The sequence below is a fragment of the Bradyrhizobium sp. B124 genome, assembly GCF_038967635.1.
Lineage (GTDB): Bacteria > Pseudomonadota > Alphaproteobacteria > Rhizobiales > Xanthobacteraceae > Bradyrhizobium.
Genome location: NZ_CP152413.1, coordinates 208,102 through 224,139, shown reverse-complemented (window position 1 = coordinate 224,139; position 16,038 = coordinate 208,102). Strand labels below are relative to the sequence as shown.

Here is a 16,038-nt window from a genome sequence, read left to right as displayed (position 1 = left end):
TGTGACGGCGCGCCAACGTGCATAGATTGTGGGCCTGGAGCCGAGCTCGGCTCCGCACACAGGGACACATTTCAAGACTTGAGTTGAGGTCTTGAGTTAAGGTCTCGGCTTGAAGGCTTGGCTTGAAGGCTCGGGTTGAATGAACGGATCCACGCAGGCGCATTCCGACACGCTGTTTCGTCCGATGACCGATCCGTTCGGCCGGACGATCCGTTACCTGCGCGTCTCCGTCACCGACCGCTGCGACCTGCGCTGCTTCTACTGCATGTCGGAAGACATGACCTTCCTGCCGAAGGCCGATCTGCTGACGCTGGAAGAGCTCGACCGCCTGTGCTCGGCCTTCGTCGCCAAGGGCGTACGCAAGATCCGCCTCACCGGCGGCGAGCCGCTGGTCCGCCGCAATGTGATGGGCCTGGTGCGTTCGCTGTCGCGCCATCTTTCGACCGGCGCGCTCGACGAATTGACGCTGACCACCAACGGTTCGCAGCTCGCGCGCTTCGCGCAGGAGTTGGCCGATTGCGGCGTGCGCCGCGTCAACGTCTCGCTCGACACGCTCGACCCCGTAAAATTCCGGGCCATCACCCGCTGGGGCGACATCGACAAGGTGCTGTCGGGCATCGAGGCGGCGCGATCGGCCGGCCTTGCGGTCAAGATCAACGCGGTCGCGCTGAAGAACATGAACGAGGACGAGATTCCCGCGCTGATGGAATGGGCGCATGGCAAGGGAATGGGCCTGACCTTGATCGAGGTGATGCCGATGGGCGACATCGGCGAGGGCCGCATCGATCAGTACGTTCCGCTGTCGCTGCTGCGCGCGCGGCTCGAGAAGCACTACACGCTGACCGATCTTGCCGACGACACCGGCGGCCCTGCCCGCTATGTCCGGATCGCCGAGACCGGCGGCAAGCTCGGCTTCATCACGCCGATGACCCACAATTTCTGCGAATCCTGCAACCGGGTGCGGATCACCTGCACCGGCACGCTGCACACCTGCCTCGGCCACGAGGACGCCTCCGACCTGCGCCGGCCGCTGCGCGCCTCCGACGACAACGATCTGCTGTCGGCGGCCATCGACCGGGCGATCGGGCTGAAGCCGAAGGGGCACGATTTCATCATCGACCGCCGCCACAATCGCCCGAGCGTCAGCCGCCACATGAGCGTCACCGGCGGCTAGTTCAAAGCCCGCTGCCGACGCCTGCGCCGTCCCCCGATTACCAAGGCGGGACAACGATTTGCCGCGCCGTCAATTTGCCCATTTTCCGATTGACGGCGTTCGACGGCGCTGATTTGGTGCCCCGGCTTTCACGCTCGCCCGGCCGGATAGGCCGCTGCCCCCTGTCGGCACTTGCTGACGATCCGGTAGCCAAGAGCACCTAACAACGGCGGAAGCGGATTTCGGGGGAGGATGAACGTTTGCAACTGCTCCTGAAGGTGAGCCGTGGCTCCGTGCGCGTGCGTGCGGCGGCCAGATGATGCTTGAAAAGATATTCGGCGCGCAGATCGCGCGGCCGTGGAGATCGTGATGCGCCCATTGTTGGCACTCAGTCAGGCCATCGACCGACTGAACGAGAAGATCGGATACGTCTGCAACCTCCTCGTCCTGCTCGCCTGCCTGGTCAGCGCCGGCAATGCCATGATCCGCTACGCGTTCAGCTACTCCTCGAACGGCTGGCTCGAGGCGCAGTGGTACATGTTCGCGATCCTCGTGATGTTCGGCGCCTCCTACACCTTCAAGCGCAATGAGCATGTCCGCGTCGAGATCCTCTATCTGATGCTGTCCGAACGCGGCCAGCTCTGGCTCGACTTGATCGGCACCCTGTTCTTCCTGATCCCCTCCTGTCTGCTGCTCGCCTATCTGTCCTGGCCGTTCTTCCACCAAGCCTACGCGGTCGGCGAGATGAGCGGCAACGCCGGCGGTCTGCTGCGCTGGCCGATCAAATTCGTTATCCCGTCCGGCTTCGTGATGCTCGCGTTGCAAGGCGTCTCCGAGGTGATCAAGCGGATCGCCGCGCTGCAGGGCTATGTGACGATCGACGCGAAGTACGAGAGGCCGACGCAATGACCATTACGCTGGAGATGATGCCGCCACTGATGTTCGGCGGCCTGATCATTGCAATGCTGATCGGCTATCCGGTGGCGTTCACGCTCGCCGCGGTCGGCCTGTCGTTCGGGTTTCTCTCGATCTATCTCGGCTTCTTCGACCTCAACTTCCTGCAGGCGATCCCGGGCCGCATCTTCGGCAGCGTGCTGTCCAACGAGCTCCTGCTCGCGATCCCGTTCTTCACCTTCATGGGCGCGATACTGGAGAGATGCGGGCTTGCCGAGGACATGCTGGATTCGATGGGCCAGCTGTTCGGCCCGATCCGCGGCGGCCTCGGCTATTCCGTGATCATCGTCGGCTTCATCCTCGGCGCCATCACCGGCACGGTGGCAGCGCAGGTGATCGCCATGGCGCTGATCTCGATGCCGGTGATGATCCGCTACGGCTACAATATCCGCTACATCACGGGCGTGCTCGCTGCCTCCGGCACCATCACGCAACTTGTTCCTCCCTCTCTCGTCCTGATCGTGCTCGCCGACCAGCTCGGCAAATCGGTCGGCGACATGTATCTCGGCGCCTGGGGCCCGTCGGTGTTCCAGATCCTGCTGTTCGCCGGCTACACCTTCCTGCTCGGCATCTTCAAGCCGAGCCATGTGCCCGCGGTGCCGATCGATGCGCGCACGCTGACCGGCTGGGCGCTGTGGAAGAAGTGCCTGCTCGGCATCATCCCCTCCGCGGTGCTGATCTTCGTCGTGCTCGGCACCATGATGATGGGCCTTGCGACCCCGACGGAAGCCGGCGCCATGGGCGCGGTCGGCGCCATCGTGCTCGCCGCCATCCACCACAAGGATTTCAGCGCGACCGGGCGCAAGGTGCTGATCGTCGGCGTGATCGCCGGCGGCATCGGCACCATCATCGCGATGCTCTACAGCGAGAACCTGATCTTCAGACTCGCGTTCGCGATCACCTATCTCGCGGTGGTCTGGATCTGCCTCGAGGCCGTCAAGATTCCGGACCTGCGCGACCTGATCAAACAGGGCTACGAGACCACCATGCGCATCACCTGCATGGTCACCTTCATCCTGATCGGCTCGACCTGCTTCTCGGTGGTGTTCCTCGGCGTCTCCGGCGGCGTCTGGCTCGAGCATCTTCTGACCTCGCTGCCCGGCGGCGTCTGGGGCTTCCTGATCTTCATCAACCTCTTCATCTTCTTCCTGGCGTTCTTCCTCGACTTCTTCGAGATCGCCTTCATCATCCTGCCGATGATCGCGCCGATCGCGCAGAAGGTGCTGGCGCCGGTGGTCGGCCCCGACGCCGCGCTGATCTGGTTCGGCGTGATGCTCTGCGTCAACATGCAGACCTCGTTCCTGCATCCGCCGTTCGGCTTCGCGCTGTTCTATCTGCGCGGCGTGGCGCCGAAGGAAGTGAAGAGCTCCGACATCTATTGGGGCGCTATGCCCTGGATCGGGCTGCAGGCGATCATGGTGGCGCTGGTGATCGCATTCCCGGTCGTCGTCACCGGACTGCTCGACAAGCCGCTCGATGTCGACCTCAACAAGGTCAAGATCGAGGTGCCGCAGATCGAACTGCCGCCGCTCGATTTCGGGCAACCGAAGCAGTAACCGGCCCCAGCTTCTTCAGCGTGCCCTTGCGGAAGCGGGGCACGCTGGAACCGTTGACGGCGGCGTCAAGTCCTGTGAAGACGCGGGGATACGGATCGCCCTCCAACTCACAGACCGCCGCCATGCCCCAATCGCATCCCGCCCGCTCGTTCGTTCGCCCGCTCATCGCTTCCCTCAGCCTGGCGTTTGCCGCTGCCACAGCACACGCGGCGCCGGCGGCCGACATTCGCGCACTGGCGCAACAGGAGCAGCAGCCGCTGCTCGACACCCTGCGCGACCTCGTGCAGATCGAATCCGGCAGCAACGACATCGAAGGCCTCAACCAGATCGCCGCGCGCATCGCCGGCCAGCTCAAAGAACTCGGCGGCGCGGTGGACATCCTGCAGACCACCGACATCTACCGGCTGGACGACACGCCGGAGAAGATCGGCCCTGCAGTGCAGGCCGTCTTCAAGGGCACGGGCAGCGCGAAAATCATGCTGATCGCGCATATGGACACGGTGTATCTCAGGGGCATGCTGAAGGACCAACCCTTCCGCGTCGATGGCGACAAGGCCTACGGCCTCGGCATCGCCGACGACAAGCAGGGCATCGCCACCATCATCCACGGCGTCGCACTGCTGCAGAAGCTGAACTTCAAGGATTACGGCACGCTCACGGTGCTCATCAATGGCGACGAGGAGATCTCTTCGCCCGGCTGGCGCAGCACCATCACCCGCGTCGCCGCGGAGCAGGATGCCGTGTTCTCGTTCGAAGGTAGCGACGCCAGCGGCACGCTCCGCCTCGCCACCAGCGGCATCGGCTCGGCCTACCTCACGGTGCATGGCAAGTCGTCGCATGCGGGCGCGAGGCCCGAAGGCGGCGTGAATGCGCTCTATGAGCTGTCACACCAGGTGCTGCAGATGAAGGACCTGTCGAAGCCCGAGCAGGGCCTCAAGCTGAACTGGACGGTTTCGAAGTCCGGCACCAACCGCAATGTGATCCCCGCCGAAGCCACTGCGCAGGCCGACGCGCGTGCGCTCAAGGTGTCCGACTTCGACGAACTCGAGACGGCGCTGCAGGACAAGATCAAGAACCGTCTGCTGCCCGATTCCAAGGTGGACGTGAAGTTCGAGGTACGCCGCCCGCCGCTCGAAGCCAACGACGCCTCGCGCCGCGTGGCCGGCCACGGCAAGACGATCTATCAGGAACTCGGCATGCCGCTGAACGTGGCCGAGCGGGCCACGGGCGGCGGCACCGACGCTGCGTTTGCCGCCCTCAAGACCAAGGGAGCCGTGGTTGAAGGCATGGGCCTCTCGGGCTTCGGTGCACACTCCAACGATGCCGAGTACGTGCAGATCAACAGCATCGTGCCGCGTCTGTATTTGACCGCGCGCATGATCATGGACCTGTCCGACGGCAAGCTGAAGTAAGCCGGCCGGCCCGCGGCACGACAGGTGCCGCAGGCCGAGCCTCTCACGCGGTCGCCGGCTCTGCCCTGGCGAGGCGGAAGCTCAGCGTAAACTGGGCACCGCCCGACGGCAGGTTCTCGACCTTGATCGTCGCGTCGTGGTCGTCGACGACGCCGCGGACGATCGAGAGCCCGAGCCCCGCCCCGTCCGTGCGCTGGCGCTGACGATCGCCGCGCCAGAAGCGCTGGAACACCAGGCCCTGCTCGGCCGGCGCAATCCCTGGCCCGCAGTCGCGCACCTGCACCGAACCGTCCTCGTGCACCTCGACATCGACCGAGGTCGCGTCTGCCGTGTACTTGATGGCGTTCTCCGCCAGATTGAAGATCGCCCGCTGCAGCATCTCGGCATTGCCCTTGACCCGCACCGGACCGTCGGTGCCGCGCAGCGCGATGTCCTTCTGCTGCGCCAGCGCATAGGGCGCGATCGAGCCGACCACCTCGGCGCACACGGCGCGCAGATCCGCGGTTTCGCCGGGGTCCAGCACCAGCGTATCGAGCTCGGCAATCTCGAGCAGCTGGCTGACGATACGGCTCATGCTCTCGATGTCGGCATGCAGCTCCTTGGTCCCCCTGGCTACATCCAGCGTCTCGATCCGGGTCCTCAGGATCGCAAGCGGAGTGCGCAGTTGGTGCGCGGCATCGGCGGTGAACTGGCGCTGCACGTGAAACCCGTCCTCCAGACGATCGAAGGCCTGGTTGACGGCGGTCACCAGCGGCAGGATTTCGCTCGGAATCCCCTCCGTCGGCAGACGGATGTCGGTCCTGGCCGGTCCGATGCTCCTGGCCTCCTCCGAAGCCCGCAGCAGCGGAATCACGGCGCGGCGGAAGATCAGGATGTCGGTCGCCAGCAGGATCAGGAGGATCGGGATGGTGATCCAGCCGACCCGCCGAAAGAAGTTGGAAACGATGTCATCGATGATGACGTCGCGATGCGACAGGTCCTCGGCGACCTGGATGCGCAGCGTCTGGCCGCCGACGAGCTTGGTGGCGCTGGCGCCGGAAATCCGGTCGGCCAAGGCCGGCAGTCGCGGCGCTCCGCGATGCGACGAAAACAGCAGATTGTCGTCGGCATCGTAGATGTCGTAGCGATAGCGCCCATAGGCGTCGGAATAGAGCCCCCTCAGGCTGTCCGGCAGGTTGAGCTGTACCTTGCCGGCGGAATCGACCACGAGGTTCTGGCCGAGATCGGCGGCCTGATCGCGCATCGCTTCGCGATGTAGCTGGTTGATCTCCGAATTCAGCAACCACAGCAGCAGCAGCGGCAGGAAGATCGCGGCGACCGCGACCGCCACGATGTGCAGGAACACGATCCGCGAGGTCAGCGACGTGAAGCGGAACACCCCTATTTCTCCTCCGCCATCAGATAGCCGACGCCGCGAATGGTGTGGATGATGACCTTTGCGCGGTGCTCGGTGAGCAGCTTGCGCAGGCGCGACACGTAGACCTCGACCGCATTCGAGGCGACCTCGCCCGACAGACCGAAGATGTGGTCCTCGACATTCTTCTTCGGTACCACCCGCCCCTGCCGCCGCAGCAGGATCTCGAGCACGGAGGTTTCACGCGCGGAAAAGACGTGCGGAGCACCGTCGACGAATACCTGCTTGCTCTCGGTGTCGTAGACCAGATTGGCGAGCTTCAGCGACGAGCCGAGCAGCTGGCCGGGCCGGCGCAGGATGGCTTCGAGCCGCGCCACCAGCTCTTCCAGCGCGAACGGCTTCGCCAGATAATCGTCCGCACCGCTCCGCAGGCCGTTGACCCGATCCTGCAGGCCGTTGCGCGCGGTCAACACCAGGACCGGCAGCGGGTCGGTCTTGCGGCGCAGCTCCGACAGCACCGACAGGCCATCACCGTCAGGCAGACCGAGATCGAGGATCATGGCAGCATAGGTGACGCTGCGCAGCGCATCACGCGCCTCGGCAACGCTGTTGACGATATCGGACTCATATCCCGCCACCACCAGCCCGCTCGCGAGCAGCCGCGAGAGCTCGAGATTGTCCTCGACGATCAGAAGGCGCATCGCAGCAGTCCTGTTTTCATTCGATCGGTCTTCCGATCGCACACCTTGTTGCGATGCGCCAGCCAAGCGACAATTCCGCAACAGATCGCGCGTTGAGCAATCCCGATGTGCAAACGATACGCATCTAAGCACAACGCCCGGATTGCCGCTAACGCGCTATATTTTGGCTATGCGCGACCGCTCCCGTCCCCACGCAAAATAGATAAACCGGCCCCCGCCGCAATCAAATTCGCGCGCCGGGCGCGCTCTTGAAAGGGCAAATGTAAGGCTGGCGTCAGCTAGCCCTGATAATCGTTCATCTGCTCTCACCGGGAGATCGGACGACGGCCCGCCATGCGGCAGGACCTCGTCTCTCGCGCGAGACTTTCATGCAGTATTGGCGGCGGGCGATGTCATTTCGAATGAAGTATATGGGCTTTGCGGCGATGCCGGTGCTGGCGGCGCTTCTCGCCGGCGCGTGGCTCACGACGCGCGCCGATGGTGTCGTGAACGCCAAGGCCGCGCAGGAGACCGCGCCGCAGGACGTCAACGTCGAGCAGCAATACGTCGCGCTGAGCGACAAGCAGGCGGCCTCCCTGAAGACCATGGCCGCGGAGCAGCGTTCGTTCCGGACCCTGAAGAACGCGGTCGGCTCGATCGACTTCAATCAGAACATGCTGGTGCAGGCGTTTACATCAAATCCCGGCAGGATCGTCGACACGCCGCTCAATGTCGGTGACGAGGTTGCGAAGGGCGACAGGCTGTTCACGATCGACAGCCCCGATCTGTTGCAGGCCGAGTCGTCGCTGCTCGCCGCGGCCGGCGTGCTCGAACTGCAGACCAGGACGCTGGCCCGGGTCAGGCAGCTGCTGAAGACCGGCGGCGGCGCGCAGAAGGACGTCGACCAGGCGACGTCGGATCAGCAGACCGCCGAGGGCAACTACAAGGCCGGGCGCGACGCGGTGCGCATCTTCGGCAAGACCGACGCCGAGATCGACCGCATCGTCGCCGACCGCAAGGTCGATTCCATCCTGGTGGTGCCGAGCCCGATCTCCGGCCGGATCATTGCGCGCAACGCCGCGCCGGGACTCTTTGTGCAGCCCGGCAACGCACCGGCGCCCTATTCGCTGGCCGACATCTCGACGATGTGGATGGTCGCCAATGTGATCGAGACCGATGCCCCCGCCTACCGGATCGGCCAACCGGTCGAGGTGCGGGTGCCGGCCTATCCGAATGAGGTGTTTCGCGGCCGCGTGACGACGCTCGGCCTCAACATCGATCCGAACTCGCACCGCCAGCTGGTGCGTTCGGTGATCGATGATCCCCAGCACAAGCTGCGCGCCGGCATGCTTGCGAGCTTCACCATCGAAACCGAACCGCCAAAGCTGTCGGTGAGCGTTCCGCTGGACGCCATCGTGCGCGAGGGCGACGGCACGATGACGGTGTGGGTCACGAGCGACGGCCGCAAGTTCGACCGCCGCACGGTGACGATCGGCATGGAGCAGGACGGCTGGCGGCAAATCCTCAGCGGCCTCGCAGCCGGCGAGAAGGTCGCTTCCACCGGCGCGATCTTCCTCAGCAACAAGTTCGCCAACGCGGCCACCGGCTAGCGCGCCAGCCGCAACGCTGACCGCGCCCTCGTCCGCTCAAGAGTAAGTGCAGCACCTTGATCAAGAGCCTCCTTCAATTCGGTCTGACCCGAAGCGCCGTCATCGTGCTCGGCCTCGCCGTGTTCTGCGCCGCCGGATTCGCCGCGTTCACCAAGCTGAACATCGAGGCCTATCCGAACCCGGCGCCCGTCATCCTCGAGATCACGGCACAGGCCGCCGGCCTCTCCGCCGAGGAGATGGAGAAGTATTATACGATCCCGATGGAGGTCGGGCTGTACTCGACGCCGGGCGTGGTCAACATCCGCTCGACCTCGTTCTACGGCCTGTCGTTCGTGCGGGTCACCTTCAAATACGGCGTCGACTATTACTTCGCGCTCTCGCAGGCCACCAACAACCTCACGCAGAACGTCCAGCTCCCCGGCAATCAGATCCCGCAAATCCAGCAGTCCAGCCTGGTTGGCGAGATCTACCGCTACCAGCTCGTCGGTCCGCCGAATTTCGGCCTGACCAATCTCAGGACCTTGCAGGATTACGTCGTCGCCCGCCGGCTGATGACGCTTCCAGGCGTGGTGCAGATCAATGCCTGGGGCGGCACCACCAAGCAGTTCAATGTCGACGCCGATCTCGCCAAGCTCGAAGCCTACAACATCACCGTGCCGCAGCTGATCAGCGCGCTCGGCAACGCGAACATCAATGTCGGCGGCCGCGAGATCGCGATCGGCCAGCAATCCGTCAACATCCGCGGCATCGGCCTGATCAACTCAGGCGGCGATGACGACATCACCAAGGGCTACCGGGTCCGGGACATCGAGAACGTCGTCCTGACCCAATCCAACGGACTGCCGATCCAGATCAAGGACGTCGCCAAGGTTTCAGTCGGCTATGTGCCGCGGCTCGGCATCGCCGGAAAGGACAGGAACGACGACGTCGCCGCAGCCATCGTCGTGATGGGACGCACGCAGCACACCAACGACATCGTGCCAAAGGTCGAGGAGGAAGTCGCCAAGATCAACAGCGACGGCACCCTGCCTGCCGGCGTCAAAGTGGTCCCCTATTACGACCGCACCTCGCTGGTCAGCGTCACGACCCACACCGTGCTGCACAACTTGATGTTCGGCTGCCTGCTGGTGTTCGTGATCCAGTGGGTCTTCCTGGGCGACCTGCGCAGCGCGCTGATCGTCAGCGCCAACATCCCGTTCGCGCTGTTCTTCGCGATCATCATCCTGGTGCTGCAGGGCGAGGACGCCAATCTGCTGTCGCTCGGCGCCGTCGACTTCGGGATCATCGTCGATTCCGCCGTCATCATGATGGAGAACATCTTCCGCAACTTCCAGTCCAGTCCGGAGAACCGGCTCCGGGTGCTGCAAAACCTCGCCGAGGGATACTGGGGTGGCGATCCCACGACGCGAAACGGCCAACCCGCGCCGGGCTGGACCGAGCGGCTGCGGATGATCTTCGTCAGCGCATTGCAGGTCGACAAGGCGGTGTTCTTCACCGCGGCCATCACGGTGACCGCGTTCGTGCCGCTGTTCACCATGCAGGGCGTCGAAGGCCAGATCTTCGGACCGATGGCGCGAACCTACGGCTACGCGCTCGCCGGCGCGCTGCTGGCGACATTCACCGTGACGCCGGTGCTGGCATCGCTGCTGCTGCCGCGGCATATCGAGGAAACCGAAACCATCATCGTGCGCTCGCTGCGCAAGGCCTACACGCCGGTGCTGCGCTGGTCGCTGACGCATCTGAGGGTCGCGGTCGCAGCCGGCATCATCTTCCTCGGACTGAGCGGCCTTGCTGCGAGCCAGCTCGGCAGCGAGTTCCTGCCCGCGCTCGAGGAAGGCAATTTCTGGATCCGCGCCTCGATGCCGCCGACCATGTCGCTCGACGCAGGCACCGAGCCGACCCGCAAGATGCGCGAGATCCTGTTGCGTCACCCTGAGATCATCACGGTGGTGTCGCAGCATGGGCGCCCCGACAATGGCAGCGACGCCTCTCCATTCTCGAATGTCGAGCTGTTCGCGCCGATCAAGCCGTTCGACCAGTGGCCGCCCGGCCTGGCCAAGGAGAAGCTGACCGAGGAACTGCAGCGGGAGTTCGACGAGGAACTGCCCGGCGTCACCTTCAACTTCTCGCAATACATCCAGGACAACGTCGAGGAGGCGCTGTCGGGCGTCAAGGGCGCGAACTCGGTCAAGATCATCGGCCCCAACCTCGCCGTGCTCGAACAGCTCGCGACCAAGGTCTCGCAGGAGATGGCCAAGATCCGCGGCGTCGCCGATCTCGGCATCTTCCATCTGGTCGGGCAGCCCAACCTCAACATCAAGGTGAACCGCGAGAAGACCGCGCGCTACGGTCTCAATACCGGCGACGTGACGACCGTGGTCCAGGCGGCGCTCGGCGGCACCAGCGCGACGACGGTGCTGGAGGGCGACCGGCAGTTCGGCGTGGTGGTGCGGCTCGATCCGAAGTTCCGCCAGAGCATCGACGAGGTGCGCGAAATCAAGGTGGCCTACCAGACGTCGTCCGGCACCAACGCCTACATCCCCCTGAGCGAGCTTGCCGACATCTCGCTCGATACCGGTGCGTCGTTCATCTACCGCGAGCGCAGCCAGCGCTACATCCCGATCAAGTTCAGCGTGCGCGGCCGCGATCTCGGCAGCACGGTGGCGGAGGCACAGACGCGCGTCGCCGAGGCCGTGCACCTTCCGACCGGTTACCGGATGATCTGGTCCGGCGAATTCGACAATCTCGAAGCCGCCAAGGCGCGCCTGATGATCGTGGTGCCGGTGACGCTGCTGCTGATCTTCGTGCTGCTCTACAGCCTGTTCAACTCGCTGCGCGACAGCCTGCTGGCGCTGGCCGGCATACCCTTCGCAGTCGGCGGTGGCCTGATCGCGCTGTACCTCGCCGGGCTCGATTTCTCGATCTCGGCCGCGATCGGCTTCATCTCGCTGTTCGGCGTCGCGGTCATGGACGGCATCCTCAACATCACCTATTTCCGCGAATTGCGAGCCTCGGGCATGAGCATCGCGGAGGCGGTGTTCAACGGCGCCGAGCAGCGCATGCGGCCGATGCTGATGACCGCGCTGTCCGCGGGCGTCGGCCTGTTTCCGGCGGCGCTATCGCACGGCATTGGAAGCCAGGTGCAGCGTCCGCTCGCGACCGTGGTGGTCGGCGGCATGTTCATCGGCCCGCTGCTGCTGCTGATCGTGGCGCCTGCGCTGCGCAAGATCTTCCTGTCGCGCGAGCCTGTCGCCTCTCCCGACCAGGCGGCTGCCACGGCACCGCCCGAAGCGGCGCATGAAGGGGGCGCCTGATGTCCGGGATCGTCGCAAGGATTGTTGCCGCGCTCGCGCGGCGCGGAAGGCGCGCCATGCCTCCGGTGCTTGGCGCCGGCGCCGCCGGGCTGTTGCTGGCAAGCTGCGCCGTCGGCCCGAATTTCGTGCCGCCGCCCGCCCCTGACGTCGATCGCTACACGCCGGAAAAGCTGGCTTCCCCCAGCACAAGTGCCGGGGGTCCTAGCGTGCCCAAGCAGCACTTCGTCAGCGGAGAGGACGTGTCGCTGCGGTGGTGGACGGCATTTCGCTCAAGGCCGCTCGACGAGTTGATCAAGATGTCGGTCGAGCACAACCCGTCCCTGCAGGCGGCCGAGGCGTCGATCAGGATTGCGCAATACAACGCGCTGGCGCAGCGCGGGCTGTTCTTCCCGCAGCTCGGCGCAAATTACACGCCCGCCCAGCAGCAGATTTCCGGCGCATCGAGTTCGGGCCCGGGCGGCCAGTCGCCCTCGGTATTTTCGCTTCACACCGCGCAATTGAACGTCAGCTTCGTGCCGGACATCTGGGGCCAGAATGTTCGCGCCGTCGAGAGTCTCGACGCGATTTCCGAGCAACAACTGTTCCAGCTGGAAGCGGCCTACCTCACGCTGACGGCCAACGTCGTCACCGCGGCGATCCAGGAAGCATCGCTTCGCGGCCAGATTGCCGCGATCCAGCGCGTCGTGAAGATCGAACGCGGCATTCTGGAGATCGTGAAGAACCAGTTTAACGCGGGCGGCGCCGCCCAGGTCGACGTGCTGGCGCAGGAGGCCGCGCTGGCCCAGTCCGAGCAACTGCTGCCGCCGCTCGAAAAGCAGCTCGCCGTTCAGCGCGACCTGCTGACGTCGCTGGCCGGGCAATTCTCGGCCGACGAAATCCTGCAGAAGTTCACGCTCGACCGCCTGGTGCTTCCCGCACACCTGCCGGTGAGCCTGCCGAGCAAGATGATCGCCCAGCGTCCGGATGTCAGGGCCGCGGAAGCGCTGCTGCACTCGGCGAACGCCCAGGTCGGCGTGTCGATCGCGGCGCGGCTGCCCAACATCACGATCACCGGCAATGCCGGCGCCGCCGGCTTCAGCCTGGCCGAATTGTTCACGCCGGGGACCAGCTTCTACGTCATCGCGGCGAGCGCAACGCAGCCGCTGTTCGACGGCCTGACGCTGTATCACAAGCAGAAGGCCGCCGAGGCCGCGGTGGACCAGGCGGACGCGCTCTATCGCCAGGCTGTCGTCACGGCGATGCAGAACGTCGCCGACGCCCTGCGCAGCCTGCAGGCCGACGCGCGCGCCTTGCAGGCTGCCGTCAAGGCCGAGCTCGCCGCCAAGGCCAGTCTCGACATCATTCAGAAGCAGCTTGCTCTCGGGCAAGTCAATCAGGTGGTCGTGCTCAATGCCCAGCAGGTCTATCTGACGGCGGCGGTGGTCCGCGTGCAGGCGCAGGCGACGCGCCTCTCGGACAGCGCCGCCCTTTTCATGGCGCTTGGCGGCGGCTGGCCGATCAACTGCACATCCGACGATTGGCGCAAATGTGCCCTGGAGGATTTACCCGCCAGCGCCCCGCAGCGCGTCAGCGAAAACGGGCCGCCCGCCCGCTGAGAAGCGCCGTACGAGGCTACTGACTGGAGGAACCGACGAATGAAAAACATGCTCATCCTGGCGGCAGTTCTCCTTGCGGTCTCTGCGGGATCCGCGGCCGCACAAAGCGCGGTCGGCGGTCCGAAAAAGCCAAGCAATCTCGGCGGTCCCAACGAGCAGAAGAACCCGGTGGTTCGCACGACGCCGGCTGCCGTATCAACGCCTCCAGCATCGCCGCTAAAGCGATCGCCAAGGAAATAGCGGCACGCTCCGGCAATTGAATTGGCTTCCGGGATTCACGCTGATCGGCTCGATGAGACCCATATGAAAAATACAACGCGTCTGCTTCTCATCGCTGCGGCCGGTGCCATGATGGCGTCGGTAGCCTGCGCTGCGCCTGTTCAGGTCACGCGGCTGTCGCCGCAAGGCCCCGCAAGCGTCGTTCGGGCACGACTCGCTTGTGACCAGAACTGCCATTGCTGGCAGACGCGCTATCAGCAGCGAAGCTATCGCCGGACAATCGACGATCAGGAGCGTCAGGATCCGAATTACTGCCCAAATGGAGGGCACTATAACGGCCATTACCGGACCGGACCGGCCACCGGATTGAGCTTCGAAAGCCGCCTTCCCGTGCGCTCATTGCCGTTTCCATTTTGATCGACGGGGCTTGCACGGTGATTTCTGGGCCGACGCGATCAGCGACCGCGCCTACCAGATGACGACCGCGCAAACCAACGCCAACGGCACCGCGGCGCCCCCGATCACGACCCACCTGCGCATATCAGCGGGATCTCTGGAATACCTGAAGATCTGGACGGCGACGAAAAGGCAGACCGCGGCGCCCAGGATGATGCGAAACAGATCCGATGGCGTCTCGTAGGCCGACCAGATGGTTTCGTTTTGCGGGCTTGCGACGCGAGCAGTGATGACCACCACAAGGGTCAGAAACAGCGTCCGCAGGATAAGACCGAGGAAACGCATATGGCGCCCTGATTCACGCTCCTGAGCAATGCTAGCATGAATCGTGCCGAAAAGCATTCGTTTGGCGGGCCCCTCGCTGGCTCCCAGCAAAAGACCCCGGAGCTTTGCCCCGGGGTTCTGCTTGCGCTGAAGGTCAGTGGCGTCAGGCCTGAGAGTGGCGCGCCATGAAATTGTCGTAGCCGACTTCGGCGACCTGGAACCACTGATAGCCGTTGTTGGAGAACGTCGTCAGCGAGTCATAGACCTTCTTGAAATTGGCATTGGTCGCCGAAACCTCGGCATGCAGCTCCTTGGCGGCCTTGAAGGACGCTTCCATCACCGCAGTCGGGAATGGGCGCAGCTTGGTGCCGGCCGCGAGCAGCTTCTTCAGTGCGAGCGGGTTGGCCTGGTCGTAGCGCGCCATCATCCAGTTGTTGGCGAGATGGCCGGCCTGCTCGAGCACGAATTGATAGTGCTTCGGCAGCGCGTTCCACTTGTCGAGGTTGATCATCGCCACCAGCATCGGGCCGCCTTCCCACCAGCCGGGAAAATAGTAGTTCGGCGCGACCTTGTAGAAGCCGAGCTTCTCGTCGTCATAGGGACCGACCCACTCGGCCGCATCGATGGTGCCTTTTTCCAGCGCCGGATAGATGTCGCCGCCGGCGAGCTGCTGCGGCACCGCGCCGAGCTTCTGCATCACCCGTCCGGCAAAGCCGCCGATGCGGAATTTGAGGCCCTTGAGATCGTCGACGCTGTTGATCTCCTTGCGGAACCAACCACCCATCTGGCAGCCGGTGTTGCCGGCGAGCAGCGAGGTGACGTTGTAGCTCTTGTAGAACTCGTTGAGCAGCTCCTTGCCGCCGCCCAGCATGAACCAGGCCTGATTGAGCCGCATGTTGGGGCCGAACGGCACCGAGGAGCCGAAGGTGAAGGTCGGGTCCTTGCCGAAATAGTAATAGGGCGCGGTGTGCCCCATCTCGACCGTGCCGTTCTGCACGGCGTCGAGCACCTGCAGGCCGGGCACGATCTCGCCGGCGGCAAAGGTCTGGATCTGGAACTTGTTGTCGGTGGCTTCACCGACCGCCTTGGCCATCAGCTCGGCGCCGCCGTGCAACGTGTCGAGCGACTTCGGCCAGCTTGTCGTCAGGCGCCATTTGAGCTCAGGCATCGACTGCGCGATCGCGGGAGCTGCGACCGTTGCCGCGCCTGCGACACCTAAACCCGTGACCTTGATGAAATCTCTGCGCTTCATTTGAATCCCACCCTGTATGATTGTGTTTGTCCGAGCGTCGACTGCTTGCGATCGTCGCGCTGCGTTTCTTTGCCGTCATGACCGGTGACCGATCACGCGCCCGCCTTCGTGCCGAGGCTTCGGACGCGAGCATGGAACATCCCCTCGGCGAATGCCAGACGCAAAAAACCCGGCCCCCTTGCGGGGGCCGGGCTACTTAAGTCGAAGCTCTTGTTAGCT

The 16,038-nt window shown here is 64.4% G+C and carries 12 protein-coding genes; 8 read left to right on the top strand and 4 right to left on the bottom strand.

Annotated elements, in window-relative coordinates; genetic code table 11:
- The first annotated feature begins 139 nt into the window (after positions 1-139).
- The 4 genes from moaA (at position 140) to AAFG13_RS00860 (ending at position 5,075) form a co-directional block, all read left to right on the top strand.
- On the top strand, positions 140-1,174 hold the full coding sequence (gene moaA, locus AAFG13_RS00875; RefSeq protein ID WP_342710849.1) for a GTP 3',8-cyclase MoaA: 1,035 nt from the start codon (positions 140-142) through the stop codon (positions 1,172-1,174).
- A 348-nt stretch (positions 1,175-1,522) separates the two neighbouring features.
- The gene (locus AAFG13_RS00870) at positions 1,523-2,062 is read left to right on the top strand and encodes a TRAP transporter small permease subunit (RefSeq protein ID WP_092127299.1); all 540 of its coding nucleotides are present in this window, start codon (positions 1,523-1,525) and stop codon (positions 2,060-2,062) included.
- Complete coding sequence (locus tag AAFG13_RS00865; RefSeq protein ID WP_229170963.1) at positions 2,059-3,663, top strand: TRAP transporter large permease subunit; 1,605 nt, start codon at positions 2,059-2,061, stop codon at positions 3,661-3,663. Before AAFG13_RS00870 ends, AAFG13_RS00865 begins: the two co-directional genes overlap by 4 nt.
- 122 nt (positions 3,664-3,785) lie before the next feature.
- On the top strand, positions 3,786-5,075 hold the full coding sequence (locus AAFG13_RS00860; protein WP_342710848.1) for a M20/M25/M40 family metallo-hydrolase: 1,290 nt from the start codon (positions 3,786-3,788) through the stop codon (positions 5,073-5,075).
- 43 nt (positions 5,076-5,118) lie between these two features.
- On the opposite strand, the gene AAFG13_RS00855 is transcribed toward AAFG13_RS00860, so the two are convergent.
- Positions 5,119-6,453, bottom strand: a complete 1,335-nt coding sequence (locus AAFG13_RS00855) for a HAMP domain-containing sensor histidine kinase (RefSeq protein WP_212315217.1) — start codon at positions 6,451-6,453, stop codon at positions 5,119-5,121.
- A 2-nt stretch (positions 6,454-6,455) separates the two neighbouring features.
- Positions 6,456-7,130 carry a response regulator transcription factor gene (locus AAFG13_RS00850; RefSeq protein WP_342710847.1) on the bottom strand — a complete coding sequence of 225 codons (675 nt, stop codon included), beginning with the start codon at positions 7,128-7,130 and terminating at the stop codon, positions 6,456-6,458.
- Between the two features lie 389 nt (positions 7,131-7,519).
- Between AAFG13_RS00850 and AAFG13_RS00845 the strand changes: the two genes are divergently transcribed.
- The 4 genes from AAFG13_RS00845 to AAFG13_RS00830 all read left to right on the top strand — a co-directional run bounded on the left by AAFG13_RS00845 (position 7,520) and on the right by AAFG13_RS00830 (position 14,264).
- Positions 7,520-8,719 (top strand): efflux RND transporter periplasmic adaptor subunit, encoded by a 1,200-nt coding sequence (locus AAFG13_RS00845; protein WP_249131175.1) that lies wholly within the window; start codon positions 7,520-7,522, stop codon positions 8,717-8,719.
- A 56-nt stretch (positions 8,720-8,775) separates the two neighbouring features.
- A complete protein-coding gene (locus AAFG13_RS00840; protein WP_342710846.1) occupies positions 8,776-12,033 on the top strand; it encodes a CusA/CzcA family heavy metal efflux RND transporter in 3,258 nt (1,085 codons plus the stop codon).
- A 56-nt stretch (positions 12,034-12,089) separates the two neighbouring features.
- A complete protein-coding gene (locus AAFG13_RS00835) occupies positions 12,090-13,628 on the top strand; it encodes an efflux transporter outer membrane subunit (RefSeq protein WP_342710845.1) in 1,539 nt (512 codons plus the stop codon).
- A gap of 303 nt (positions 13,629-13,931) precedes the next feature.
- Positions 13,932-14,264, top strand: a complete 333-nt coding sequence (locus AAFG13_RS00830; protein ID WP_342710844.1) for a hypothetical protein — start codon at positions 13,932-13,934, stop codon at positions 14,262-14,264.
- Positions 14,265-14,315: 51 nt separating this feature from the next.
- On the opposite strand, the gene AAFG13_RS00825 is transcribed toward AAFG13_RS00830, so the two are convergent.
- Together AAFG13_RS00825 and AAFG13_RS00820 are read right to left on the bottom strand one after the other, a co-directional pair.
- A complete protein-coding gene (locus AAFG13_RS00825; RefSeq protein WP_342710843.1) occupies positions 14,316-14,645 on the bottom strand; it encodes a hypothetical protein in 330 nt (109 codons plus the stop codon).
- An 85-nt stretch (positions 14,646-14,730) separates the two neighbouring features.
- Positions 14,731-15,819 (bottom strand): TRAP transporter substrate-binding protein, encoded by a 1,089-nt coding sequence (locus tag AAFG13_RS00820; protein WP_212315223.1) that lies wholly within the window; start codon positions 15,817-15,819, stop codon positions 14,731-14,733.
- Positions 15,820-16,038 lie beyond the last annotated feature (219 nt).

Bases quoted from the DNA above. Each gene is read 5' to 3' on its own strand.
- AAFG13_RS00830 (WP_342710844.1), top strand. From the start codon at position 13,932: ATGAAAAATACAACGCGTCTGCTTCTCATCGCTGCGGCCGGTGCCATG.
- AAFG13_RS00820 (WP_212315223.1), bottom strand. From the start codon at position 15,819: ATGAAGCGCAGAGATTTCATCAAGGTCACGGGTTTAGGTGTCGCAGGC.
- AAFG13_RS00870 (WP_092127299.1), top strand. From the start codon at position 1,523: ATGCGCCCATTGTTGGCACTCAGTCAGGCCATCGACCGACTGAACGAG.
- AAFG13_RS00835 (WP_342710845.1), top strand. From the start codon at position 12,090: ATGCCTCCGGTGCTTGGCGCCGGCGCCGCCGGGCTGTTGCTGGCAAGC.
- AAFG13_RS00845 (WP_249131175.1), top strand. From the start codon at position 7,520: ATGTCATTTCGAATGAAGTATATGGGCTTTGCGGCGATGCCGGTGCTG.
- AAFG13_RS00850 (WP_342710847.1), bottom strand. From the start codon at position 7,130: ATGCGCCTTCTGATCGTCGAGGACAATCTCGAGCTCTCGCGGCTGCTC.
- moaA (WP_342710849.1), top strand. From the start codon at position 140: ATGAACGGATCCACGCAGGCGCATTCCGACACGCTGTTTCGTCCGATG.
- AAFG13_RS00825 (WP_342710843.1), bottom strand. From the start codon at position 14,645: ATGCTTTTCGGCACGATTCATGCTAGCATTGCTCAGGAGCGTGAATCA.
- AAFG13_RS00865 (WP_229170963.1), top strand. From the start codon at position 2,059: ATGACCATTACGCTGGAGATGATGCCGCCACTGATGTTCGGCGGCCTG.
- AAFG13_RS00860 (WP_342710848.1), top strand. From the start codon at position 3,786: ATGCCCCAATCGCATCCCGCCCGCTCGTTCGTTCGCCCGCTCATCGCT.